The organism is Blastococcus sp. TBT05-19, assembly GCF_003319095.1.
Taxonomy (GTDB): Bacteria; Actinomycetota; Actinomycetes; order Mycobacteriales; family Geodermatophilaceae; genus Blastococcus.
In genome coordinates, this window is record NZ_QOHI01000003.1 from 45,288 (window position 1) to 67,522 (window position 22,235).

The following is a 22,235-nucleotide window of genomic DNA, read 5'->3' on the forward strand; positions in this document are numbered from 1 at the left end:
GGGTACGTCTGGTCCGGGACGGTCCGCCCCGCCCCGGGCCGGGCGGTCCGATGGCCCGGGACGTCACGAGGACGTCCCGGGCCATCATGGCGGGCTGGTTCAGCTCGCGGCGGTGATCGCCTCGACCGCACCCTGGGCCTGCTCGCGGAGGGCGTCGGAGATCGGCGCGCTGCCGGCGTTCTCCTCGGCGGCCGCCTGGCCGTCCTCGCTGATCACGTACTCCATGAAGGCCTTGACGTTGTCCGCGGCGGCCTGGTCGTCGTACTCGATGCAGCCGATGTGGTAGCTGACCAGGACGATCGGGTACTCGCCCGACCCCTCGGTCTCCCGGTTGACCTCGATGGCGAAGTCGTACTCGCCGCGGCCCTCGACCGCGGGCGAGTTCTCCACGACGGCGGAGGCGGACTCGGCGGTGGGCGCGACGAACTCCTCGCCCACGCGCACGCTGGCCACCCCGAGATCACCGGCACGGCTGGCGTCGGCGTAGGTGATCGCACCCTCGCGACCCTCGACGACCCCCACGACACCGGAGGTGCCGTTGGCGGCCTCGCCGCCCTGGAGCGGCCAGACGCCGTCGGGCTCGGAGGTCCAGACCTCACCGGCGGCCTGGAACAGGTAGTCGGTGAAGTTGTCCGTGGTGCCCGAGTCGTCGGCGCGGTGCACGGCGGTGACCGGCAGGTCCGGCAGCGTGGCGTCCGGGTTGTCCGCGGCGATCGCCGGGTCGTTCCAGTTCGTGATCGCGCCGGAGAAGATGCCGGCGATCGTGGCGGGCACCAGGTTGAGCTCGTCGACGCCGGGGAGGTTGTACATGACCGCGATCGGCGAGATGTAGTTCGGCAGCTCGAAGATCTCGCCCCCGGCGCAGCGCTCCTGCGCGGCGGCCAGCTCCTCCTCGTCCAGCGCGGCGTCGGAGCCCGCGAAGTCGGTGTTGCCGGCGATGAACTGCTCGCGCCCGCCACCGGAACCGACCGGGTCGTAGCTGAAGTTCACGTCCGGGTACTCGCCCTGGAAGCCGGCCTGCCACGCCTCCATGGCGGCCTGCTGGCTGCTCGCGCCCGCGCCGACCAGGTCGCCGCTGAGCGACTGCTGGTCGTCGCCGCCACCGCCCTCGTTGCCCTGCTCGTTGGCTGCACCACAGGCGGCGAGCGCGAGGGTGCCGGCGAGCGCCACGGTCAGGGCCGTGGCGCGCGTCTTGGTGCGGAGCTTCAACTCAGTGCCTCTCGACATGGGCCCGGACCTGTCGTCCGGGCAGCGATGGACCGTCGGGAGAGACGCTAGGGAGCCGAGGTGGCGCGTTGCCCGGCGTTCGGTGAACGCACGGTGAACGACCGCTGAGGTCTTCGCCGGGTGCGGGTGGTGCCCGTCACCCGCGGGGATGAACGCCTGTCGGAGGGTCAGCGGACGGCCGGCTCGCGCCGCCACGAGACGTCGACGGCGAACCGGGTGAAACCGCGCCCCTCGTACAGCCGGACCGCTGGGTCGTTGTCCTCCTCGACGTACAGCAGCACCTCGTCCAGGCCCTGCCCGCGCAGGTGGGCGAGGCCGAGGTCGGTGAGCGCCCGGCCCAGCCGCAGGCCCTGCGCGTCGGGGTCCACTCCGAGCACGTAGATCTCCCCGACGGGCCGGGGACCCGCGTCGCCGGCGGGGTGCACCTTGGTCCAGTGCGAGCCGAGCAGCTCGGCCCCGGAATCAGGGTCGCCCCGCCACGCCATCAGGAAGCCCGCCGGGTCGAACCACGGCTCGGCCTCGCGCAGCTCGAGGTCCGCCCGGGTCATCCGCCCCTGCTCGGGGTGCCAGGAGAAGGCCCGCGCGTTGACCCGCAGCCACGCCTCCTCGTCGCGCCCGGGCACGAAGGGCACGATCCGCACGTCGGCCGGCAGCTCGGGCCGCGGGTCGGCGTCGATGCCGGCGAGGTCGCGGCGCATCTGCAGCAGCACGCGGGCGCGCTCGAAGCCGTGCGGGGCCAGCAGCTCCGCGGAGCCGGGCAGGTCGCCGTGCGCCCAGATGCTCAGCGAGCGGTCGCCGGCGAGATCGAGGAGCTGGGTCAGCAGCGTGCGGCCGTGGCCGCGGCGCCGGAGGTCCGGGTGCACCACCAGTTCCGCGACGCCGTCGTCGGACCGGGCGTAGCCGGCGAGCGCGCCGTCGTCGGTGCGGACGACGAGGTCCGAGCCGCCGGCCGCCCGGTGCTGCAGCCGCAGCTCGGCCTCCTCCGAGACCGGGCGCACGCCGTCGGCGGCGGCCGCGGCGCGCAGGAGTTCGAGGACCTCGTCGACGGCGATGGGCTGGCTCACCCGGCCATCAGACCAGCTCGGCGCCGGCCCGGTCCGCGGGGGCGGGGGCGGGGGCGGGGGCGGGGGCCTGGGCGGCCTTGGCGGTGGCGTCGGCCACCTGCTGGTCGAGCTTGTAGCCGACGTTGCGCACGGTGCCGATCAGCGCCTCGTGCTCGGTGCCGAGCTTGGCCCGCAGCCGGCGCACGTGGACGTCGACGGTCCGGGTGCCGCCGAAGTAGTCGTAGCCCCAGATCTCCTGCAGCAGCTGGGCGCGGGAGAACACCCGGCCCGGGTGCTGGGCGAGGTACTTGAGGAGCTCGAACTCCTTGTACGTGAGGTCGAGCGAGCGCCCGCGCAGCTTGGCCGAGTAGCTGTGCTCGTCGATGACCAGCTCGCCGGCCTGGGTGAGCCCGCCCTCGGCGCCGTCGACGGGGGTGGTGGCGGCCAGCCGGCGGGCGCTGGCCCACTTCAGCCGGGCGTCGACCTCGGCCGGACCGGCGGTGTCGAGCAGCACGTCGTCGACACCCCAGTCGGCCGACAGCGCGACGAGGCCGCCCTCGGACAGCACGGCGACGAGCGAGGCGGCGACCCCGGTGGAGGAGAGCAGGCCGCAGAGCGTGCGGGCCCGGATGAGGTCGTGGCGCGCGTCGACCATGATCACGTCATCCCCGTAGCCCACCCCATCGCCCTCGAGCAGGCTGGACAGCTCGGGGGCGACCACGCGGACCTGGTGCGGGAGCAGTCCCAGGGCGGGCAGCACCTCGGTCGTGGCCTGACGGGCGGCGGTCATGAGCACGAGTCGCATGTCGTCTCCTCAGGGTCCAGGGCCGACGGTCGCCGGCCGGACCTACGACGACGCTGTCGAGGTGAGAGGGCAGGATAGCCGACCCGCCGGTCGTCGGGGGAGCGCCGACGCGAACGGGTCGCGACGGCTCCGCTCGTCGAGCGGAGAGGACGCCGGACTTCTGAGACGATCGGGTCGTGAGCCCTCCCGCCGTCCTCCCCGCGACGCCGGGCCAGGCGCACCACCTGCCCGCGGCGGGGCTGGCGGCGCTCGCCACCGCCGTCCTGGCCGGTCTGCCCGCCGTGCTCGGCGGTGTCGGCGCGCTGGCGGCGGTCCTCGTGCTCCAGCTGGCGCTGGTGCTCTCCTGGGTCATGGTCGCCCGCATGCGCGGCGCCACCGCCTCGCTGGCGGTCGGCACCGCGACCGCCGTGGCCGCCGACCTCGCGCTGGTCCTGCCGGAGCGGCCTGAGCTCGGCGGGCTGATCGGGGTGCTCGCGGTGGGCTTCCTGGCGTCGGTGGCCCAGCAGATGCTGCGGTCGCCGCGGCACCACCTGGTCGACTCGCTGGCCGGCGCGGCGCTGCTGATGACCGCGGTGGCCGCGCTCGCCGCGCTCCTCCTCCTCGGCCGCTCCGACGAGGGACGGCTGGTGGTCACGGGGCTGGCCGCGGGCGCGGCGCTGGTGGTCGGTCACCTCGTGGACCAGGTGCTGCCCCGGCCGGTCGTCGCCGAGGGCGTGCCGCGCGGCCTCGCCGGGCTGGTCCTGGCGGTCCTGGCCGGCGCCGCGGTGGCCTGGGCGGTCCGCGGCCTCGCGGACCTCGGCATGTACCGCTCCCTGCTCGTCGGCGCGGTCGTCGCCGGCGTGGTCGCGCTGGTCGCCGTCGCGACGAGCTACATGGCCGTCGAGGCCGGGGACGACGGGGTGCCGGACGGCATCTCCCCGTGGGTGCTGACCGTCGTCCAGGTCGTGCTCCCGCTGGCCCCGGCGGCCCCGGTCGCCCTCGGCCTGCTGACGGTGCTGTGAAGGTCCTCGTCGTCCTGCTCGTCCTCCTTCTGGGGCTGGGCCTGCTGCTCGACCGGGTCGCGGTGAACATCGCCGAGGGGCAGGTGGCCCGGCAGCTCGCGGCCGAGGGCGGCCTGGCGGGGGAGCCGTCGGTGGACATCCGTGGCTTCCCCTTCCTCACCCAGGCCCTGGGCGGCCGGTACGACGAGGTCCGGATCTCGCTGACCGCCGACCAGCTGGGGCAGCCCGCGGGCACCGAGGCCGACGTCGTCCTGCGCGGCGTGCAGCTGCCCCTGTCCGCGGCGCTGTCCGGCTCGGTGCGGTCGATCCCGGTCGACCGCATCGAGGGCACGGCCACGCTGTCCTACGAGCTGCTGGCCGCGGAGCTGGGCGGGAACACCACGCTGCGCCCCGAGGGCGACGGGCTGCGGATCACCCGGACCGTCGACCTGCTCGGCTACACGCTGCCCCTGACGGCGGCGGGGACGGTCAGCCTGGACGGCGACGTGCTCGTCGTGGACGTGCGGCAGGCCTCCGGCGCGGGGGTCGAGCTCCCCGGGTTCCTGGTCGACCAGGCCAGCGACCTGCTCGACCTGCGCTACCCGATCGAGCTGCCCTTCGGGCTCCGGCTCACCGACGTCCGGCCGGCCCAGGACGGTGTCGAGGTGCGCGCCGAGGCCGAGGACACGGTCCTGCAGGCGGAATAGCCCGGCCGCCGCGCCCGGTTGTGCCGGAGGTGACAGGGGCTCCGGCGCGGGAGGACGACGGCAGCAGTGCCGCCGTGCTCGGGCGGCTGGGGGTCCGCCCCGCCGACGCGGAGCTCACCGTCGTCCAGTTCTCCAGCGCCTTCTGCGGGCCGTGCCGCGCCACCAAGGCCCGGCTCCGGCAGCTGCAGGCGACCCGGCCGGGGCTGGCGGTGGTGCAGGTCGACGCCGAGAGCCACCTGCAGGAGGTCCGCGAGCTCGACGTCCGCGTCACGCCCACGCTCTTCTTCCTCGACCGCACCGGGACGGTGGTCCGGCGCAGGTCCGGCGCTCCGCGGCCGGCCGAGCTGTCGGCCGTCGTGGACGCCCACGTCGGGGCCCGGAACGGCGGCGTGTCGTGATCCGTTACCCTCGCGCCGTGGGCATCCTGCTGACCTCTCGCCGCACAGTTGACCTGTGCCGCGTCGGCAGCTGCCTCTGTCCGGCCCTCTGAGGGCGGCACAGCGCCGTCCGGACGCGCTCTCCGCGCCGCCGGGATGCCCCTTTCTCCCGTGAGTCCCGCGCTCGAGCGATCCGCGTCCTCTTCGCACCGCCGAACCGATCGCACACCGACATCCGGAGGAACACACCCATGAGCCGCAACGACGTGCTCGTCACCGTCGACTGGGTCCAGGAGAACCTGGGCCAGCCCGGCATCGTCTTCGTCGAGGTCGACGAGGACACCAGCGCCTACGACGGCGGCCACATCGAGGGCGCCGTCAAGCTGGACTGGAAGAAGGACCTGCAGGACCCGCTGCGCCGCGACTACCTCGACAAGACCGCCTTCGAGGCGCTGCTGTCGAGCCGCGGCATCGCCAACGACGACACCGTGGTGCTGTACGGCGGCAACAACAACTGGTTCGCCGCCTACGCCTACTGGTACTTCAAGATCTACGGCCACGGCGACGTGAAGCTGATGGACGGCGGCCGCAAGAAGTGGGAGCTCGACGGCCGCCCGCTGTCGAAGGACGCCGTCGACCGCCCCGCCACCCAGTACTCCGCCTCCGAGCCGGACCTGTCGATCCGCGCCTTCCGCGACGAGGTCGTCGCCGCGATCGGCTCGAAGAACCTCGTCGACGTGCGTTCGCCCGACGAGTTCTCCGGCAAGATCCTGGCGCCCGCGCACCTGCCCCAGGAGCAGTCGCAGCGCGCCGGCCACGTGCCCACGGCGATCAACATCCCGTGGAGCAAGGCGGCCAACGAGGACGGCACCTTCAAGTCCGACGAGCAGCTCGCGGCGCTCTACGGCGAGCAGGGCTTCGACGACAGCAAGGAGACCATCGCCTACTGCCGGATCGGCGAGCGGTCGAGCCACACCTGGTTCGTGCTCAGCGAGCTGCTCGGCAAGAAGAACGTCAAGAACTACGACGGCAGCTGGGTCGAGTACGGCTCGCTGGTCGGCGTCCCGATCGAGAAGTGAGCTGACATGTGCGGTGCGCCGAAGCAGGGCGGTTCCCTCGCGGGGATCGACCTCAGCACGCAGACGGTGATCCAGGGCTCGGTCTGGCACGACGGTGCCCCGGTGGCCGGTGCCTACGTCCGGCTCCTGGACGGCACCGACGAGTTCACCGCCGAGGTCGTCACCAGCCCCGAGGGCGAGTTCCGCTTCTTCGCCGCTCCGGGTGAGTGGAAGCTGCGCGCGCTCGCTCCGGCGGGCAAGGGGCAGCGGGTGCTCGAGGCCGAGACCGGTCTCAACGAGACGACCGTGGTGCTCGAGTAAGGACCCCGTCCTCCTCACCGCTCGCACGCTCGCAGTGAGCCTCTGGACGGGGCCGGAAGTACCAGTCGCAGCGCCCGCCCGGCATCCGCCGGGCGGGCGCTGTCCTGTCTCTCAGTCCAGGCCGGGCGGCAGCCGGTTGGGCCCCGCCTCGGGCGGCCGGGGCCGGTCCTCCGGGAAGGTGCGGACGGCGACGATGGCGACGTCGTCGGCACCGGCGTCGGGCACGAGCCGCGCCAGCACCTCGTCCAGCAGGTCCTCCAGCGGCCGCTCGCCCAGGTCGCCCAGCGCCTCGCGCAGCCGGCTCGTGCCCTCGTCGAGGTCGATGTCGCGCCGCTCGACCAGCCCGTCGGTGAACAGCAGCAGGGTGTGGTGGTCGGGCAGGTCCAGCACGTGGTCGGTCCGCACCGCGTCGGGATCGATGCCGAACATCAGCTCGGGCCGGGAGACCAGCTCGGTGACGGTGCCGTCGGGGGCCAGCAGCAGCGGCGGGGGGTGGCCGGCGTTGCTCCAGCGCAGCAGGCGGGCGCCGGCGACCGGCACGTCGGGGTGGCGCTCGATGCGCGCCAGGACGCCGGTGGCCAGGGTGGTGACCGCCAGGCCCTGCGCGGCGTGCTCCACCCGGGTGAGGACCTCGGCCGGCCCGGCCTCGGAGGCGTAGGCCAGCGCGCGCAGCAGACCCCGGAGCTGCCCCATCGCGGCGGCGGCGTTGCTGTCGTGCCCGACGACGTCGCCGATCGCCAGCATGGTGGCGCCGTCGGGCTGGAGGAACGCGTCGTACCAGTCCCCGCCGACCTGCGCCTCGTGCGCGGCGGGGCGGTAGCGCACGGCGATCTGCAGGTGGTCGGGCTCCGGCGGCGGGGTGAGCAGCGACTGCTGCAGCCGGTCGGACAGCGCCCGGTCGCTCGCGGCGCGGAGGGCCAGCTCCTCCAGCTCCGCGGCCTGCCGCTGGGCGGCCAGCCGCTCGGTGAGGTCGCGGAAGGAGACGACGACACCGGTCTGGACGCCGTCCTCGACGGTCGGGACCACGACCATCTCGACCGGCATCGCCGAGCCGTCGCGGCGCCAGAACGTCTCGTCCTCGGACACGACCGTGCGGCCGCTGCGCAGCGCCCGCCAGACCGGGCACTCCTCGCGCGGGTAGGGGCTGCCGTCCCGGCGGTGGCCGTGGATCAGCGCGTGCTGGTCGTTGCCCAGCTGCTCCGCGGCGGAGAAGCCGGTGAGCCGGACGGCGGCAGGGTTCACGAACTCGACCCGTCCCGCGGCGTCCAGGCCGTAGATCCCGTCGGCGACGTTGGCCAGGACGCGGTCGCTGATCGCGAGCGCCCGGGTCAGCTTGGCCTCGGTCTCCTGGAGCGACTCCAGGTCCCGGGCCCGGCTGGCCGCGACCCGGCGGAGGGTCGAGGCCTCGGCCCCGGCGGCCCGCGCCTCGGCGACGGTGCGCTCCGTCTCCAGCCGGTCGGTGATGTCCATGCCCGTGGTCAGGAGGTACTGGGGCTTGTCGCCCTCCCGCACCAGCTGCAGCGTGAAGTCGGCGACGCGCTCGGTGCCGTCGGCCAGGAAGTAGGGGGTGGTGGCGCGGACGGGCTCCCCGCCCCGGGCGACGGAGGAGATCCAGCGCCGCACCTGGTCCTGCACCTCGACGCTGCCGGCCCACCAGCCGGTGTCCCAGAAAGGCCGGCCGAGCTGCTCGTGCCGGTCGAACCCGCAGCCCTCGACGGCCAGCAGGTTGCTGGTCAGGAGCCGTCCCCCGAGGTCGCAGACCGAGGCGAACATGAAGGCGGAGTCGTGCAGCACGGAGTACCAGGACGGCGTTCCGGGGAGCGCCTCGTCCTCCGTGGTCGGCACCGTCCTGCCGGGGCCGGCCTCGGCCATCTCGATGACTTCTCCTCGCTCGCGTCGTGGTCGTCCAAGCCTGCCCCACAACGCCCCGGTCCACCATCGAGCTTCCCTGTCGCGTAGCCCACCGTGCGAACGGGCGGCCCGGCGCGTCACTACGGTGGTCGCCATGGTTTCTGCCTGGGTCCTGGTCGCCCTGACCGCGATGACAGCGCTCGCTTCCGGCTACGGCGCCCTCCGGCTGGCCCGTCGTCCCCCGGCGGCGCGGCGATGAGCGAGCAGACGGAGCTGCCGGTCCCCGACACCGCCGACGTCCGCAGCGGGGTCGAGGTCTCCGAGGGGATCCTGTCGGTGCTGCCGCTGCTGGGCGAGTGGCACGGCGAGGGGCAGGCCGCGGGCACCGGCGGTGACCACCGCTTCGGTCAGTGGGTGCGGTTCGCCCACGACGGGCGGGGGTTCCTCGCCTACGAGTCGCGGACGTGGCGGCTGACCGACGACGGGAAGATCGTGGGACCCGACGTCCGGGAGTCCGGCTTCTGGCGCCCCCGCGGGAACGACGACGTCGAGCTGCTGGTCGCCGCCCCCGACGGGCTCCTGGAGATCTACGTCGGCACCGCCCGGACGACCACGAGCTGGGAGCTCTCCAGCGACGTCGTCGCGCGCACCCCGGACGCCCCCGAGGTCACCCGGTCGGTGCGGCTCTACGGGATCGTCGAGGGGGCGCTCATGTACGCCATCGACCGCGCCGTCGGCGACGGCCCGCTGCGCCCCACCATGTCGGCCCGCCTGGAGCGCATCCGTTGACCACCCCCCGCCGCGTGGCCGACCGGTACGTCGAGGCGGCCACGGAGCTGGATCCCACGCTGGGCACGGCACTGGGCACCCGCCCGCGCGAGGACCGGCTGCCGGACACCGGCCCCGCCGGGCTGGAGGCCGAGGCGCAGCTGGCCCGCGAGACGCTGGCCGAGCTGGACCGGGTGCTGGCCGCCGACCCGTCGCTGGACGACGACCCCGTGGAGCGGCGGTGCGCCCGCCTGCTCCGCGAGCGCCTGGAGGCCGAGCTCGCCGCGCACGAGGCGGGGGAGGGCTTCCGCTCGCTGAACAACCTGTTCACGCCGATCCACTCGGTCCGCCAGGTGTTCTCGATGATGCCGGCGGTCGACGAGGAGGACTGGTCCGTCCTCGCCCGCCGCCTCGCGCGGGTGCCGGAGGCATACCGCGGCTACCGGGAGACGCTGGCCGAGGGGGGCCGGCGCGGGCTGCTGGTCGCGCCCCGGCAGGTACGCACCGTCGTCGCCCAGCTCGACGAGTGGCTCGCCGGCCCGTACTTCGCCGGCTTCGTGGCCGCCGGGCCGGAGAGCCTGCGCCCGGAGCTCGAGTCGGCGGCGCGGGCGGCCGACGACGCGGTCGCCGGGATGCGGGACTTCCTGCGCGACGAGTACGCCCCGCTGGCCGAGGGCACGCCGGACGCCGTCGGCCGCGAGCGCTACGCGGTCGCGGCCCGCCGCTGGACCGGGTCGGACCTGGGTGCCGGGCGGGGGCTCGAGGAGGCCTACGCCTGGGGCTGGGCCGAGCACCGCCGGATCCTGGCCGAGCAGCGGACCGAGGCGGAGAAGGTGCTGCCCGGCGCGACCCCGCTGGAAGCCATGCGCCGGCTGACCGCCCACGGCCCGGCGGTCGAGGGCGTCGAGGCGGTCCGCGAGCGGCTGCAGCAGATGATGGACGACGCCGTCGCCGCGCTGGACGGCACGCACTTCGACCTCGCCGAGCCGGTGAAGCGGGTCGAGGCGATGATCGCGCCGCCCGGCAGCGCCGCCGCGCCGTACTACACGCGCCCGGCGCAGGACTTCTCCCGACCGGGACGCACCTGGCTGCCGACGCTGGGGCGTACCCGGTTCCCGCTCTGGGACCTCGTCTCCATCTGGTACCACGAGGGCGTTCCGGGTCACCACCTGCAGCTGGCCCAGTGGGCGCTGGTCTCCGGCGAGCTCTCGACCTACCAGACGTCGGTGGGCTCGGTCGGTGCCAACGTCGAGGGGTGGGCGCTCTACGCCGAGCGGCTCATGGACGAGCTGGGATACCTCACCGACCCCGGCGAGCGGCTGGGCTTCCTCGATGCGCAGCAGCTGCGCTCGGTCCGCGTGGTCATCGACATCGGCATGCACCTGGAGCTGCCCGTGCCCGACGACGCCGAGGGCGTGCTCGCCGAGCACCGCGGCCGGCCCTGGACGCCGGAGCTGGCGCGGGCCTTCCTGGGCGAGCACTCCGGCGCCGATCCGGCCTTCCTCGACAGCGAGCTGGTGCGCTACCTGGGCCTGCCGGGTCAGGCGATCAGCTACAAGCTCGGCGAGCGGGCCTGGCTGCAGGGGCGCGCGGCGGCGCAGCGGGCCCACGGTGCCGGCTTCGACCTCAAGGCGTGGCACATGGCGGCGCTGTCGCAGGGGTCGCTCGGCCTCGACGACCTCGAGGCGGAGCTGGCGGCGCTGTAGCCGCGGAGGCGTCCCGCTAGCGGGGCGGGACGGGGTTGACCGGGTCGTCGGCGTGGCCGACCCGGTCGCCGGGCTCGGCCGGCACGACCTCCAGGCCCGGTGCGGCCAGCAGGTCGGCGATGCACGCCTCGGTGCCGCCCACGTAGGTGCTCATCAGGTCGATGTCGGTCGCCACGATCCAGGCGCGGTCGGCCGGCCACCACAGGTTGGCGCTCTGCTCGGAGGGCTCGGGCGCCAGGTTGCGGACGGCGTCGCCCACGGCGCCCCGCACGAGGACGACGTCGCGGGCGCGGGGGAGCGGCAGGCGGGGGGCACCGCGGAGCTCGCCGGTGTCGTAGCCGAAGCCCGACCAGCGGCCGAAGAGGCAGTCCTGCGGCGTGGTGGTGTGCCGGGCGAGGACGGCGGCCATCCGGGCAGCGACGGTGCAGGGCAGGTGGCCTTCGGCGGGGGTGCCGTCCCAGGTGGGCGGCTGGCTGTCCTCGCTGACGTACTCCCACCCCCCGGTGACGGCCGGCCACTGCATCCGCGGGTGGGCCGTGGTGCCGTTCAGCGCCGCGACGGCGGCCCAGCCGATCTCGACGTCGTCGTCGCCGTCGTAGCGGTAGGCCGGGTGCAGCACGCGTGCGTAGGCCGGGAACAGCGGCGGCACGAGCGATCCCACGGTGCTCCAGTGCGCGCGCCCCACGGCCTCGGCGACCCAGGCGCCCACGGCGACGTCCTGCTCGACCGGCAGCCCGCCGAGCTGCACCTGACCTCCCCCGGAGAACGGACAACCCCCGGGCTGTTCCGCGGCGCCCAGCCCTCGGAGAGGGGGAGCAGCACGCGGGCCGACTGGACAATGGTCGGCGGCCCGGGGGTCGGGTGACTGTCCGGTTCTCGCTCGCCGCCGTACGACGGACGGGCGATTCGTGCCTCTCGTCCGGCTTCCACGCCGGACGGGCGGCCCATCTGGACGGCGGCTAGCGGACAGCCACCTCACGAGTCCTGTAGCTCAGCAAGTTACGGACCACCTCCTCTCTCGTGTACGACGAAAGTACGACCGCGAGAGCCGGGGGTGCAACCGGATTCGTCAGCTGTCGGCGAACGGCCTGGCCACGCGACCGGGCGGCGTGTCGCCGGGGTTGTCCAGCTCGTGGTCGGCCCGGTCGTCGACGGTGTCCCAGGCGTCCGGGATGCCGTCGTGGTCGATGTCGGAGGTCTCCTCGAGCTCCATCCGCTTGTAGATGCGGTTGCGGGCCCGCAGCACGACGGTGGCCAGCAGGGCGGCGGTCAGCGTGCCGACGAGGACACCGACCTTCACGTGCTCGTCGCGCTCGCTGCCCTGCCCGAAGGCGAGCTCGCCGATGAGCAGCGACACGGTGAAGCCGATCCCGCCCAGCAGCGCCAGGCCGATCACGTCCCACCAGCTGAGGTCGTCGGCCAGCTCGGCCCGGGTGAAGCGGGACACCAGCCAGGTGGCGAGCGTGATGCCGATGGTCTTGCCGGCCACGAGCGCGACGACGATGCCGAGCGCGACCCGGTCGGTGAGCGACTCGGTGAGCCCGGAGAGGCCGCCGATCGTGACGCCGGCGGCGAAGAAGGCGAACACCGGGACCGCGACGCCCGCCGAGATGGGGCGGATCCGGTGCTCGAAGTGCTCGGCCAGGCCGGGGCCGGCGTCCGGACCGCCCGCGGCCTGGCTCCGGACGACCGGGACGGTGAAGGCCAGCAGCACGCCGGCGACCGTCGCGTGCACGCCGGACTCGTGGACCAGCACCCAGGTGACCACCGCCAGCGGGACGAGCAGCCACCACGACCGGATCCGCTTCTGCACCAGCAGGCCGAACAGCGCCAGCGGGATCAGGGCCAGCAGCAGCGGGGTCACCGCGAGGGACGACGTGTAGAAGATCGCGATGATCGTGATGGCCAGGAGGTCGTCGACGACGGCGAGGGTGAGCAGGAACGTGCGCAGTGCGCTGGGCAGGTGCGTGCTGATGACGGCGAGCACGGCGAGCGCGAAGGCGATGTCGGTGGCGGTCGGGATGGCCCACCCGCGGAGCCCGCCGTCGCTCCCGAGGTTCAGCAGCACGTAGAGGACGCCCGGCACGACCATGCCGCCGACGGCCGCGGCGACCGGGAGTGCGGCCCGCCGGACGTCGCGGAGGTCACCGGCGACGAACTCGCGCTTGAGCTCGAGCCCCGCGACGAAGAAGAAGATGGCCAGCAGCCCGTCGGCGGCCCAGGTGCCCAGGGGCAGGTCCAGGTGCAGCGACGCCGGCCCGACCCGGTGGTCCCGCAGCGACTCGTAGGCCTCCGCCCACGGCGAGTTCGCCCAGACCAGCGCGATCACGGTGCCGATCAGCAGCAGGACGCCGCCGACCGTCTCCTTGCGCAGGACCGAGGCGATTCGGCTGGCCTCGGTCCAGGAACCACGCCCGAAGAGGCGGCTGGAGGCGGTGGAGGTCATGGGGGCGGCTCCGGGGGGAGGGTCGACGAGGACGTTGCCGACCAGACTTCCCGGCGCACCTCGGGTCAGGCTACCGGTCCAGGAGCTCCCGCACCCGGGCGGACAGGCCGGCGTCGCCCCGGCGGACGCCGTCCAGGGTGTGCACGGCCGCCGCGCCCCGCACCCCGGAGAGCAGCCAGACCGCGTCCGCGGCGTGCAGGTCATCGACCGTGCCCGCGGTGACCGACGTCGGCCAGCCCTCCGCGCCGGCCTGCGCGAACAGCCGGGCCTGGGTGGTGCCGGCGAGGATGCCGCTGTCCTGCGGCGGTGTGTGCAGCGTGCCGCCCGCGGCCCACACGACGGTCGACGTCGGCCCCTCCAGCAACCGGCCCTCGAGGCTGGTGAGCACGACGTCGTCGGCGCCGAGGTGGTGCGCGTGCCGCTGGGCGGCCATGTTGACCGCGTAGGAGAGCGTCTTCGCGCCGCCGAGGAGCCACGGGGCGGTGGCGCGGAAGTCCGCGGGGACGCCGAGCCCGAGGCTGACCACCGAGATCCCCTCGGTGCGCTGGCGCAGCGTCTCCTCGGGCACGGCGGCCAGCAGGGCGAGCGCCGTGGGCGCCGCGCCGTCGCCCGGACCACGGGTGAGGAACAGCCGGCAGACGCCCTCGAGGGCCGGTGGCCAGTCGCCGAGCACCGCGGCCACCAGCGCGCGCCAGGGATCGTCGCCCGGGTGCGGGATCCCGAGGAGGGTGGCCGAGCGGGTGAGCCGGGCCAGGTGCGCGTCGAGGTGCGGCGTGCGCCCCGCGACCACGGCCACGGACTCGAAGACGCCGTCGCCGCGGGCGAGGCCCTGGTCGAACGCGGTCACCACGGGCTGCTCGGCGGGCACCGCGACCGCCGTGCCGTTCCGCCAGACCGCGACCCTGCGCTGCTCGCTCACGCCCCCAGCCTGCCGCACGCCCGGCATAGGCTGCCCGCATGGGCCCGGAGGACATCGCCGCGCCGCTCGCCGAGCAGCTGCGGGCGCGCGGCCTGCGGCTGACCCCCCAGCGGGCGCGGGTGCTGGCCGCGGTGAGCGCGCTGGCGCACGCGACGCCGGAGGCGATCGGCGCCCGGCTGCGCGAGGAGGCCGGCCCCGGCGGCAGTGCGCCGGACACCTCCACGATCTACCGCACCCTCGAGCTGCTGGAGAGCCTCGGCCTCGTGTGGCACACCCACCTGGGGCGCGGGGCGCCGGTCTACCACGCCGCGGAGCGCCCGCACCTGCACGTCGTCTGCGCCTCCTGCGGCGAGATCTCCTCGGCCGCCCCCGACCTCCTGGACGAGGCGGCGGAACGTCTGGCGGCCGAACTGGGTTTCACCGTCGACGTCGGTCACGTCGCCCTGTCGGGCACGTGCCGCGACTGCCGTGACCGAGCTCAGGAGAAACCGTGACCGCCTCGCCCCTGCTGTCCCTCCCCGGCGCCGTCCAGGAGGAGAGCGGCTCGGTCGCCGTCCACTACGGCGACCCCCTGCGGGAGCAGCGGACCCTCGCCGAGGGCGCCGGGCTGGTCGACCGCAGCGACCGCGACGTCCTCGTGGTCCCGGGGGCCGACCGGCTCTCCTGGCTGCACAGCATCACCAGCCAGCACTTCGAGCGCATGGCCGACGGCGCCGGCAGCGAGGCGCTGGTGCTGTCGCCGAACGGGCACGTCGAGCACCACCTGGTGGTGGCGGAGCTGGCCGGCACCACCTGGGCCGACGTCGAGCCGGGCACGGGCGCGGGTCTGCTGGCCTTCCTCGAGCGGATGCGGTTCATGCTGCGGGTCGAGCCCGCGCTGGTCACCGGCGCGTGGGCGGTGCTGGGCGTCGTGGGTCCGCAGGCGCCGGGGGTGCTGGCCGCCGCCGGGCTGCCCGCGCCGGAGCGCGAGTACGGCGTCGCGCCCGCCGGCGCGGGGTTCGTCCGCCGGATGCCGCCGCTCGGCGACGGCGGGTCCGCGGTGTTCGACGTCCTCGTGGCCCGGGCCGAGCTGACCGCGACGGCCGACCGGCTACTCGCCGCCGGTGCGCGGCCCACCGGCTCCTCGGCCTACGAGGCCCTGCGGGTGGAGGCCCGGCGCCCGCGGTTCGGCGTCGACAGCGACCACCGCACGATCCCGAACGAGCTGCAGTGGCTCAGCACCGCCGTCCACCTCGAGAAGGGGTGCTACCGCGGCCAGGAGACGGTCGCCCGGGTGCACAACCTGGGCCGGCCGCCCCGGCGCCTGGTCCTGCTGCACCTCGACGGCATCAGCGAGGACCTGCCCGCTCCCGGCGCCGACGTCCTCGCCGGCCCGCGGACGGTCGGCCGGGTGGGCACCGTGGTGCGCCACCACGAGCTGGGCGTGGTCGCGCTGGCGCTGGTCAAGCAGTCCGTGGCGCCGGACACCGCCCTCACCGTGGGCGGCTCGAGCGCCGCGATGGAGCCCGAGGACGCCCCGGCCGAGCTCGACGACACCCGGGCCGCGGCGCGGGACCGCATCCGCGCCGTCCGGTCTGCGACGATCGGGCGGTGACCCGGAGCACCCCGGCCGCCGACCACCTGCGGGTGGGCCCGGCCGGGTCGCTGTCCTACGCTCCGGCGCAGCGCCTGACGATGACCACCGCCGATGCCCGGACCATGCCGGGGATCACGCCCCTGGAGGCCACCCCGTGAGTCCGAAGCCGTCCCCCGCCGGCGGTGCCGCCGTCGATGCGCTGCTGGACCCGTCGTTCCTCGAGAACGCCACGCAGCTGCAGATGAGCGAGGTGCGGCGGCTGCGCCGCGCGGCGGAGCAGGAGGAGGTCAACCTCTCCTACACCCGCCGCCTGCTCCAGGGGCGGTTGGACATCGTGCGCCGGGAGCTGCAGCGGCGCGCCGAGGACGACGGCCGGTCGCTGGTGGACCTGCTGCCGGAGATCCTCGCGGAGAAGGGCCGCGGCCCCGCCCACGGCCTCGGCCGGCACCAGACGGTGCAGCCGGCCCGCCCGGAGGAGTACGAGTCCTGGGTGAACTCGCTGACCCCGGGGGCCGACCTCTCCGCGATCACGGACCTGTCGGACAAGAAGCTGGAGACCGCCGCCCGCTCCCTGGCCGAGGCCGAGAAGGGTCTGTCGGAGCGTCGGCGGGGCGTCCAGCAGGTGATGGACGGACTGGCCGGCGAGCTCGGCCGCCGGTACCGCGACGGCGAGGCCGACGTCGCCGCCCTCCTCGCGGACGAGGGCCGGCACTGAACGCCGACTGGCCGGTGAACCCCGTTCTCGTCGAGGTCCACCGGTCGGGCTTCTTCGAGTCCGCGCACCGCGGGTCGCTGGTCGTGCTGGACGCCGCGGGTGAGGTGACCTTCGCCGCGGGCGCGGTCGACCGCCCCACGCTGCCCCGGTCGTCGAACAAGCCGGTGCAGGCGACGGTGATGCTGGCCGCCGGGTGGGCGCCCGCCTCGGCTGAGGAGCTGGCCATCGCGGCCGGGTCGCACCTCGGGGAGGACGGGCACCGGGAGACCGCGGCCGGGATCCTGGAGGCAGCCGGGCTCGGCCCCGAGGCGCTGGGCTGCCCGCCCGCGCTGCCCTCGCACGAGGCGACGAAGGCCGCCTGGCTGGCCTCCGGCCGCGCGCCGGAGCGGCTGGCCATGAACTGCTCGGGCAAGCACGCGGCGATGCTCGCCGCCTGCGTGGCCGCCGGCTGGCCCACCGAGGGCTACCTGTCGCGCGAGCACCCGCTGCAGCAGGCGATCGAGGCGCGGCTGGCCGAGGCGGCGGGCGAGCCGGTGACGGCGGTCGTCGTCGACGGCTGCGGGGCGCCCCAGCACGCGCTCTCGGTGACCGGTCTGGCGCGGGGCGTGCTCTCGCTGGTGCAGGCGGCCGAGGGATCGCGGGAGCGTGCGGTCGCCGACGCCATGCGGGCCAATCCCTGGTTCGTGGCCGGCACGGGTCGCGAGGACACCGACCTGATGCGCGCCGTACCCGGCCTGCTGGTCAAGGGCGGCGCCGACGGCGTGCACGTGGCCGCGCTGCCGGGCGCCGGCGCGGTGGCGCTGAAGCTGGACGACGGCGGCGACCGCGGCCGCACACCCGCCCTCACCGCCGGGCTCCGGCGGCTCGGCGTCCCGGCCGAGGTGCTTGCTCCCTGGGCGCGCACGCCGGTGTCCGGTGGCGACGGCGTGGTCGGCGACGTCCGCGAATCCGCGGATCTAAACGCCTGATGTGCCTTTTCCGGTGTGAGGGTCTTCACGCCGGTGTGCTAGCTCCTCCGCTTGCAGCTGCTAGCACCCGGGGCTAACGTCGTATGCGTGCAGACCCCCGGTGACTTCGTCCGCGAGCAGGTGACGACGGTCCGCGACACGGTGGACCGGGTCGCAGGCAGCGTGGCGGGGACGGTCGCGGAGGCGCCCAGCGTCTCGGCGGTCAGCTCGTCGGTGGGTGACTTCATCCGCGAGCAGCGCAGCGCTGCCCGGGTGTCGCTGCGCGAACTGGCCCGCAGCGCGGGGGTCAGCAACCCGTACCTGTCCCAGGTGGAGCGGGGTCTCCGGAAGCCGTCAGCGGAGATCCTCGCCTCGATCGCCCGGGGCCTGAAGATCTCGGCCGAGTCGCTCTACGAGCAGGCAGGGATCCTCGACCGGCGCTCCGGGAACCCGGACACCGTGGCGGCGATCCGCTCGGACGACGCGCTGTCCGAACGGCACAAGGCCGTGCTGCTCGAGCTCTACGAGACCTACGTCCGGGAGCACCGGGCCACGTCGCCGGCCGCCGGCTGAACCCCCACCCCTCACACCCAAGGAGTCGACATGACCCCCACCCAGACCGTGAAGCAGTACAGCGAGCTCGCCGTGGCGCAGGGCCGCACCCTCGCCGAGCAGGCCAAGACCCCCCTCCTGGCCGTCGTCGGCGCCGGTGACCTCGCCGTGGAGCGTGCCCGCACCGTGCTCGCCTCGTTCCGCTCGCAGGCCGAGGCGCTGCCCGGCGAGGCGCAGGTCCAGGCCGACCTCGCGGTGAAGGAGGCCCGCACCCGGGCCACCGAGGCCGCCGGCACCGCCCGCACCACCGCGCAGCAGCTGGCCACCGCCGTCCGTCCGGAGGCGCTGCGCAGCACCGTCACCGGCCTGGTCGAGGTGGCCCGCTCGCAGGCCGCCACCACCGTCGAGACGCTGGCCGAGCGCGGCGCCGAGGTCGTCGAGGAGCTGCGTCGTCAGCCCGCCGTCCGTCGCGTGATCCGTCGCGCCGAGGCCGCCGTCGACACCGTCGAGGACACCCTCGAGGAGGCTCTCGAGGAGACCGCCGAGGCCGTGACCGAGGCTTCCAACGAGGTCACCTCGATCGTCCAGAAGACGTCGGGCAAGGTCGCCAAGGCCGCGCACAAGGCCGAGGAGACGGTGCACGAGACCGCCGAGCAGACCAAGGCCACGGTGGCCGAGGTCGCCGAGGAGGAGCCCGCCCCCAAGGCCAAGGCGACCCCGAAGAAGAACAGCGCCGCCGCCGCCAAGAAGGCCCCGGCCACCTCGGCCCGCGTGACCCGCGCCCGCACCGCCCGCCGGAGCGACCCGACCGCCGTGCCGGCCAAGAAGAACTGACCTACCAGGTCCCGTGACCAGGGCCCCGGAGCTGCTACGGCGCTCCGGGGCCCTGTCGCGTCCGGGGCCGGCCCCGGCCCTCCGCGGCAGCGCCTGGACCGGGGCGCTCCCGCGAGTAGCCTTGCTCCATGGCCGAGTTCGACTGGTTGCTGCTCACCGCCCTGACGTGGGGCGCTCTGGCGCTGACCGTCTGGGCCTTCGTGGACGCGCTGACCCGGCCGGCGAACGCGTTCGTCGCCACCGGGAAGCTGACCAAGCCCGGCTGGATGGGGATCGCCGCGCTCGCGGCCTTCATCATCTGGCAGTTCGGCCTGGTCAGCTTCCTCGGTCTGCCGGCGGTCATCGCCGCCGTCGTCTACCTGGTCGACGTGCGCCCCGCGGTGCGCGGCCTGCCCCGCGGCAACAGCTGGTGACCGACCGCCGGCTCAGCCGGCGGGCATGAGCAGCCACAGCAGCGCGTAGGCCACGATCTGCGGCCCGGGCAGCACGCACGAGATCACGAAGGCCAGGCGGAGTCCGCCGACGGACAGCCCGAACTGGCGGGCGAGGCCGGAGCAGACACCTCCGAGGACCTTGTTGCTCGTGTCGCGGCGCAGCCCTCGCGGTGCAGGTGTCGTCATCCTCCCCACCCTACGGACGGCGGCGAGGCCCGGTCACCGGCCGAACACGCCCTCCGGCGGCTCGGGGGAGGGCTGCGCGTCGGCGTCGACCACCGGCGCGGCCTTCCCGACGAACCGGTCGAGGTCCGCGCCCTCCACCACGCGCGAGGGCATGGGGTCCCGCGCGCAGGCCCGGGTGAGCGCGGCGATCGGCAGCTCTCCGTCGGAGGCGACGGCGACGAGGTTGCCGAACCGGCGACCGCGCATGGTCCCCGGCTCGGCCAGCAGGCAGACGTGCGCGAACGCGGTGCGCAGCGTGGCCACCTGGGAACGCGCAAAGCGCAGCGGCGGGCCGTCGGCGACGTTGGCCGCGTGGACACCGCCCGGCCGCAGCACCCGGGCGACCTCGGCGGCGAACTCGACGGTGGTCAGGTGCGCGGGGGTGCGCGCACCGGCGAAGACGTCGGTGACGACGACGTCGGCGCTGCCGGGGTGCATCGTCCCGAGCGCCTCGCGGGCGTCGGCGGCGCGCACCCGGATGCGGGCGCCGCGGGGGAGCGGCAGGTGCTCGCGGACCAGGTCGGTCAGCGGCTGGTCGATCTCCACCGCCCGCTGCCGGGATCCCGGCCGGGTGACGGCGACGTAGCGGGGGAGCGTGAGCGCGCCGCCGCCCAGGTGCACGACGTCGAGCGGGACCCCCGGCTCCGCTGCCAGGTCGAGCACGTGACCCATGCGGCGGACGTACTCGAACTCCAGGTGCGCCGGGTCGTCGAGGTCCACGTGCGACTGCGGGGTGCCGTCGAGCATCAGCACCCAGGCACCGTCGCGGTCGGCGTCACCCAGCAGCTCGGCGGTGCCACCGGCCACCGGGGTCGGTCCGGGCGGGATCCGCATCGGCTCAGGTCGGGGCGACGGCCGACCAGCGCACCGTCACCTCGCCGTGGCGCCAGCGCCGGCTCGACCCCACCAGCGGCCAGCCCTGCTCGCCGAGCGCCTCGACGGCGGCGACCCAGCGCTGGCGGGGTCCGAACGTCGACATCCCCGCCGCCGCGGCCCAGCAGGCGTCGAAGGCGCGCAGGAACTCGTGCACCGGCTGGCCCGGGACGTTGTGGTGGATCAGCGCCTTGGGCAGGCGCTCGGCGAGGTCCGACGGCGTCCCGATGTCCGACACCCGCGCCGCGAGCGTCAGGGTGAGCGGTCCGCCGGCGTCGAGCGCGACCCAGGCCGACCGGCGACCCCACTCGTCGCAGGTGCCCTCCACGATCAGCCCGCCGGGGGCCAGGGCGTCGCGCATCGTGTCCCACGCCCGGGCGGCAGACTCCTCGTCGTACTGCCGGAGCACGTTGAACGCGCGGACGAGCACCGGCTGGAGGCCGGCGAGCTCGAACCCGCCCAGTCGGAAGTCCACCCGCGGCGGATCGCGGTCGGCGGCCACCGCCGTCACCCGCTCCGGGTCGATCTCCAGCCCGACGACCTCCAGGCCGTCCACCTCGGGCCCCAGCCGGTCGACGAGCTCCAGGGTGGTCACCGCGGACGAGCCGTAGCCGAGGTCCACCACCAGCGGCCGGGCGGAGTCGCGCAGCCGCGGCACCTGGGTGGCGACCAGCCAGCGGTCGACCCGGCGCAGCCGGTTGGCGTTGGTGGTGCCGCGGGTGGGCAGGCCCAGCGCGCGGGCGCGGCCGGCGGCCAGGCGGGGGGCGCGACGCTGCGGCTGCGGGGACAGCGAGGCCCGCCGCTTGTGCTCGTTGCCCGCCTCGCTCACCGGTGCAGAGGGTAGTCCCGGCTACCGTCGTGTCGTGCAGGTGCGATCCGACGTCCGGCTGGCGGAGCTCACGACCCTCGCCGTCGGCGGTCCTGCCGAGCGGCTGATCGAGGTGGAGAGCGCCGCGGAGCTGGTGGGCGCCGTCCGGGACGCCGACGAGGCCGGCCGTCCGCTGCTGCTCATCGGCGGGGGCTCCAACCTGATCGCGCCCGACGAGGGCTGGCCCGGTGACGTCGTCGCCGTCCGGTCCCGGGGCATCGAGCGCTCCGGGGACCGGCTGACCGTCCAGGCCGGTGAGGACTGGGACTCCCTCGTCGCGCACACCGTCGCGGACCGGCTGGCCGGCATGGAGGCCCTGTCGGGCATCCCCGGCTCCACGGGCGCGACGCCGGTGCAGAACGTCGGCGCCTACGGCCAGGAGGTCGCGCAGACGATCACCGCCGTGCGCGTGTACGACCGGTCCGAGAAGGCCGAGCGCACGCTGACGCCGGACGAGTGCGGGTTCGCCTACCGCGACAGCCGGCTCAAGCGGGAGCCCGGCCGGTTCGTCGTCCTCGAGGTGGAGTTCGAGCTGGAGCCGGGCGAGCTGTCCGCGCCGGTCGGCTACGCGGAGCTGGCGCGCACGCTCGGCGTCGAGATCGGCGAGCGTGCGCCGCTGGCCGACGTGCGCGAGGCCGTGCTCGGCCTGCGCCGCGGCAAGGGCATGGTCTGGGACCCCGCTGATCCGGACTCGCGCAGCGCCGGGTCGTTCTTCACCAACCCGATCGTGCCGGTCGAGCGCGCGGTCGAGGGCTGCCCGAGCTGGCCGGCCGGCGAGGGGCTGGTCAAGCTCAGCGCCGCCTGGCTCGTGCAGCACTCCGGCTTCGGCCGCGGCACGCGGGACGGCCGGGTCGGCACGTCGTCGCGGCACAGCCTCGCGCTGACCACCGAGGACGGCGCGACCGCCGCCGAGCTGCTCGCCTTCGCCGACCGGATCATCGCGACCGCGCAGGAGAAGTTCGGCGTCACCCTGGAACGCGAGCCCACCGCCGTCCGGCCCTAG

The 22,235-nt window shown here is 74.9% G+C and carries 26 protein-coding genes; 16 read left to right on the forward strand and 10 right to left on the reverse strand.

Annotated elements, in window-relative coordinates:
- Positions 1–99: 99 nt before the first annotated feature.
- The 3 genes from pstS to DQ244_RS09175 form a co-directional block, all read right to left on the reverse strand.
- Positions 100–1,227, reverse strand: a complete 1,128-nt coding sequence (pstS, locus tag DQ244_RS09165) for a phosphate ABC transporter substrate-binding protein PstS (RefSeq protein WP_113811198.1) — start codon at positions 1,225–1,227, stop codon at positions 100–102.
- Between the two features lie 167 nt (positions 1,228–1,394).
- On the reverse strand, positions 1,395–2,291 hold the full coding sequence (gene mshD, locus DQ244_RS09170; protein WP_113811199.1) for a mycothiol synthase: 897 nt from the start codon (positions 2,289–2,291) through the stop codon (positions 1,395–1,397).
- A 7-nt stretch (positions 2,292–2,298) separates the two neighbouring features.
- Positions 2,299–3,075: a response regulator transcription factor gene (locus DQ244_RS09175; RefSeq protein WP_113811200.1), complete on the reverse strand. Its 777-nt coding sequence runs from the start codon at positions 3,073–3,075 to the stop codon at positions 2,299–2,301.
- A gap of 176 nt (positions 3,076–3,251) precedes the next feature.
- On the opposite strand from DQ244_RS09175, the gene DQ244_RS09180 reads away from it, so the two are divergent.
- The 5 genes from DQ244_RS09180 to DQ244_RS09200 all read left to right on the forward strand — a co-directional run bounded on the left by DQ244_RS09180 (position 3,252) and on the right by DQ244_RS09200 (position 6,518).
- Entirely contained in the window at positions 3,252–4,076 is an 825-nt protein-coding gene (locus DQ244_RS09180; RefSeq protein ID WP_113811201.1) for a hypothetical protein, read from the forward strand.
- Positions 4,073–4,762 (forward strand): DUF2993 domain-containing protein, encoded by a 690-nt coding sequence (locus tag DQ244_RS09185; protein WP_113811202.1) that lies wholly within the window; start codon positions 4,073–4,075, stop codon positions 4,760–4,762. Before DQ244_RS09180 ends, DQ244_RS09185 begins: the two co-directional genes overlap by 4 nt.
- Before the next feature lie 29 nt (positions 4,763–4,791).
- The gene (locus DQ244_RS09190) at positions 4,792–5,160 is read left to right on the forward strand and encodes a thioredoxin family protein (RefSeq protein WP_113811548.1); all 369 of its coding nucleotides are present in this window, start codon (positions 4,792–4,794) and stop codon (positions 5,158–5,160) included.
- 230 nt (positions 5,161–5,390) lie between these two features.
- Positions 5,391–6,218, forward strand: a complete 828-nt coding sequence (locus DQ244_RS09195) for a sulfurtransferase (RefSeq protein ID WP_113811203.1) — start codon at positions 5,391–5,393, stop codon at positions 6,216–6,218.
- Between the two features lie 6 nt (positions 6,219–6,224).
- The gene (locus DQ244_RS09200; RefSeq protein ID WP_113811204.1) at positions 6,225–6,518 is read left to right on the forward strand and encodes a DUF1416 domain-containing protein; all 294 of its coding nucleotides are present in this window, start codon (positions 6,225–6,227) and stop codon (positions 6,516–6,518) included.
- Positions 6,519–6,629: 111 nt separating this feature from the next.
- Here the strand turns inward: DQ244_RS09200 and DQ244_RS09205 are convergent, their stop codons facing one another.
- Complete coding sequence (locus tag DQ244_RS09205) at positions 6,630–8,390, reverse strand: SpoIIE family protein phosphatase (protein WP_113811205.1); 1,761 nt, start codon at positions 8,388–8,390, stop codon at positions 6,630–6,632.
- Between the two features lie 234 nt (positions 8,391–8,624).
- Between DQ244_RS09205 and DQ244_RS09210 the strand changes: the two genes are divergently transcribed.
- Both DQ244_RS09210 and DQ244_RS09215 read left to right on the forward strand, forming a co-directional pair.
- The gene (locus DQ244_RS09210; protein ID WP_113811206.1) at positions 8,625–9,158 is read left to right on the forward strand and encodes an FABP family protein; all 534 of its coding nucleotides are present in this window, start codon (positions 8,625–8,627) and stop codon (positions 9,156–9,158) included.
- A complete protein-coding gene (locus DQ244_RS09215; RefSeq protein ID WP_113811207.1) occupies positions 9,155–10,843 on the forward strand; it encodes a DUF885 domain-containing protein in 1,689 nt (562 codons plus the stop codon). The genes DQ244_RS09210 and DQ244_RS09215 overlap by 4 nt, the downstream gene beginning before the upstream one ends.
- 16 nt (positions 10,844–10,859) lie before the next feature.
- Here DQ244_RS09215 and DQ244_RS09220 read toward each other — a convergent pair whose 3' ends face one another.
- From DQ244_RS09220 to DQ244_RS09230, 3 genes are all read right to left on the reverse strand, one after another.
- On the reverse strand, positions 10,860–11,591 hold the full coding sequence (locus tag DQ244_RS09220) for a hypothetical protein (protein ID WP_113811208.1): 732 nt from the start codon (positions 11,589–11,591) through the stop codon (positions 10,860–10,862).
- A 321-nt stretch (positions 11,592–11,912) separates the two neighbouring features.
- A complete protein-coding gene (gene nhaA / locus DQ244_RS09225; protein WP_113811209.1) occupies positions 11,913–13,289 on the reverse strand; it encodes a Na+/H+ antiporter NhaA in 1,377 nt (458 codons plus the stop codon).
- 70 nt (positions 13,290–13,359) lie between these two features.
- A complete protein-coding gene (locus DQ244_RS09230) occupies positions 13,360–14,208 on the reverse strand; it encodes an aminotransferase class IV (protein ID WP_113811549.1) in 849 nt (282 codons plus the stop codon).
- A 38-nt stretch (positions 14,209–14,246) separates the two neighbouring features.
- Here DQ244_RS09230 and DQ244_RS09235 point away from each other — a divergent pair, with 38 nt between their 5' ends.
- The 8 genes from DQ244_RS09235 to DQ244_RS09265 all read left to right on the forward strand — a co-directional run bounded on the left by DQ244_RS09235 (position 14,247) and on the right by DQ244_RS09265 (position 19,245).
- Positions 14,247–14,702: a Fur family transcriptional regulator gene (locus DQ244_RS09235; protein WP_113811210.1), complete on the forward strand. Its 456-nt coding sequence runs from the start codon at positions 14,247–14,249 to the stop codon at positions 14,700–14,702.
- On the forward strand, positions 14,699–15,802 hold the full coding sequence (locus DQ244_RS09240; protein ID WP_113811211.1) for a folate-binding protein YgfZ: 1,104 nt from the start codon (positions 14,699–14,701) through the stop codon (positions 15,800–15,802). Before DQ244_RS09235 ends, DQ244_RS09240 begins: the two co-directional genes overlap by 4 nt.
- Positions 15,799–15,942, forward strand: a complete 144-nt coding sequence (locus tag DQ244_RS19390; RefSeq protein WP_158544505.1) for a hypothetical protein — start codon at positions 15,799–15,801, stop codon at positions 15,940–15,942. The genes DQ244_RS09240 and DQ244_RS19390 overlap by 4 nt, the downstream gene beginning before the upstream one ends.
- Positions 15,939–16,499, forward strand: coding sequence for an aerial mycelium formation protein (locus DQ244_RS09245; protein WP_113811212.1), 561 nt, complete (start codon positions 15,939–15,941; stop codon positions 16,497–16,499). The genes DQ244_RS19390 and DQ244_RS09245 overlap by 4 nt, the downstream gene beginning before the upstream one ends.
- Positions 16,500–16,513: 14 nt before the next feature.
- A complete protein-coding gene (locus DQ244_RS09250; RefSeq protein WP_113811213.1) occupies positions 16,514–17,467 on the forward strand; it encodes an asparaginase in 954 nt (317 codons plus the stop codon).
- 87 nt (positions 17,468–17,554) lie between these two features.
- Positions 17,555–18,019 (forward strand): helix-turn-helix domain-containing protein, encoded by a 465-nt coding sequence (locus DQ244_RS09255; protein WP_113811214.1) that lies wholly within the window; start codon positions 17,555–17,557, stop codon positions 18,017–18,019.
- Between the two features lie 30 nt (positions 18,020–18,049).
- Positions 18,050–18,832 carry a hypothetical protein gene (locus tag DQ244_RS09260; protein ID WP_113811215.1) on the forward strand — a complete coding sequence of 261 codons (783 nt, stop codon included), beginning with the start codon at positions 18,050–18,052 and terminating at the stop codon, positions 18,830–18,832.
- Positions 18,833–18,960: 128 nt separating this feature from the next.
- A complete protein-coding gene (locus tag DQ244_RS09265; RefSeq protein ID WP_113811216.1) occupies positions 18,961–19,245 on the forward strand; it encodes a DUF2516 family protein in 285 nt (94 codons plus the stop codon).
- 12 nt (positions 19,246–19,257) lie between these two features.
- Here the strand turns inward: DQ244_RS09265 and DQ244_RS09270 are convergent, their stop codons facing one another.
- The 3 genes from DQ244_RS09270 to DQ244_RS09280 are packed head-to-tail and all read right to left on the reverse strand — an operon-like array spanning position 19,258 to position 21,193.
- Entirely contained in the window at positions 19,258–19,452 is a 195-nt protein-coding gene (locus DQ244_RS09270; protein ID WP_113811217.1) for a PspC domain-containing protein, read from the reverse strand.
- Between the two features lie 33 nt (positions 19,453–19,485).
- Positions 19,486–20,325: a spermidine synthase gene (locus DQ244_RS09275; protein ID WP_113811218.1), complete on the reverse strand. Its 840-nt coding sequence runs from the start codon at positions 20,323–20,325 to the stop codon at positions 19,486–19,488.
- Positions 20,326–20,329: 4 nt separating this feature from the next.
- A complete protein-coding gene (locus tag DQ244_RS09280) occupies positions 20,330–21,193 on the reverse strand; it encodes a class I SAM-dependent methyltransferase (protein WP_113811219.1) in 864 nt (287 codons plus the stop codon).
- A gap of 34 nt (positions 21,194–21,227) precedes the next feature.
- On the opposite strand from DQ244_RS09280, the gene DQ244_RS09285 reads away from it, so the two are divergent.
- Entirely contained in the window at positions 21,228–22,235 is a 1,008-nt protein-coding gene (locus tag DQ244_RS09285) for a UDP-N-acetylmuramate dehydrogenase (RefSeq protein ID WP_113811220.1), read from the forward strand.

Bases quoted from the DNA above. Each gene is read 5' to 3' on its own strand.
- DQ244_RS09265 (WP_113811216.1), top strand. From the start codon at position 18,961: ATGGCCGAGTTCGACTGGTTGCTGCTCACCGCCCTGACGTGGGGCGCT.
- DQ244_RS09205 (WP_113811205.1), bottom strand. From the start codon at position 8,390: ATGGCCGAGGCCGGCCCCGGCAGGACGGTGCCGACCACGGAGGACGAG.
- DQ244_RS09235 (WP_113811210.1), top strand. From the start codon at position 14,247: ATGGGCCCGGAGGACATCGCCGCGCCGCTCGCCGAGCAGCTGCGGGCG.
- DQ244_RS09260 (WP_113811215.1), top strand. From the start codon at position 18,050: ATGACCCCCACCCAGACCGTGAAGCAGTACAGCGAGCTCGCCGTGGCG.
- pstS (WP_113811198.1), bottom strand. From the start codon at position 1,227: ATGTCGAGAGGCACTGAGTTGAAGCTCCGCACCAAGACGCGCGCCACG.
- DQ244_RS09275 (WP_113811218.1), bottom strand. From the start codon at position 20,325: ATGCGGATCCCGCCCGGACCGACCCCGGTGGCCGGTGGCACCGCCGAG.
- DQ244_RS09270 (WP_113811217.1), bottom strand. From the start codon at position 19,452: ATGACGACACCTGCACCGCGAGGGCTGCGCCGCGACACGAGCAACAAG.
- DQ244_RS09200 (WP_113811204.1), top strand. From the start codon at position 6,225: ATGTGCGGTGCGCCGAAGCAGGGCGGTTCCCTCGCGGGGATCGACCTC.
- DQ244_RS09175 (WP_113811200.1), bottom strand. From the start codon at position 3,075: ATGCGACTCGTGCTCATGACCGCCGCCCGTCAGGCCACGACCGAGGTG.
- DQ244_RS09195 (WP_113811203.1), top strand. From the start codon at position 5,391: ATGAGCCGCAACGACGTGCTCGTCACCGTCGACTGGGTCCAGGAGAAC.
- nhaA (WP_113811209.1), bottom strand. From the start codon at position 13,289: ATGACCTCCACCGCCTCCAGCCGCCTCTTCGGGCGTGGTTCCTGGACC.
- DQ244_RS09210 (WP_113811206.1), top strand. From the start codon at position 8,625: ATGAGCGAGCAGACGGAGCTGCCGGTCCCCGACACCGCCGACGTCCGC.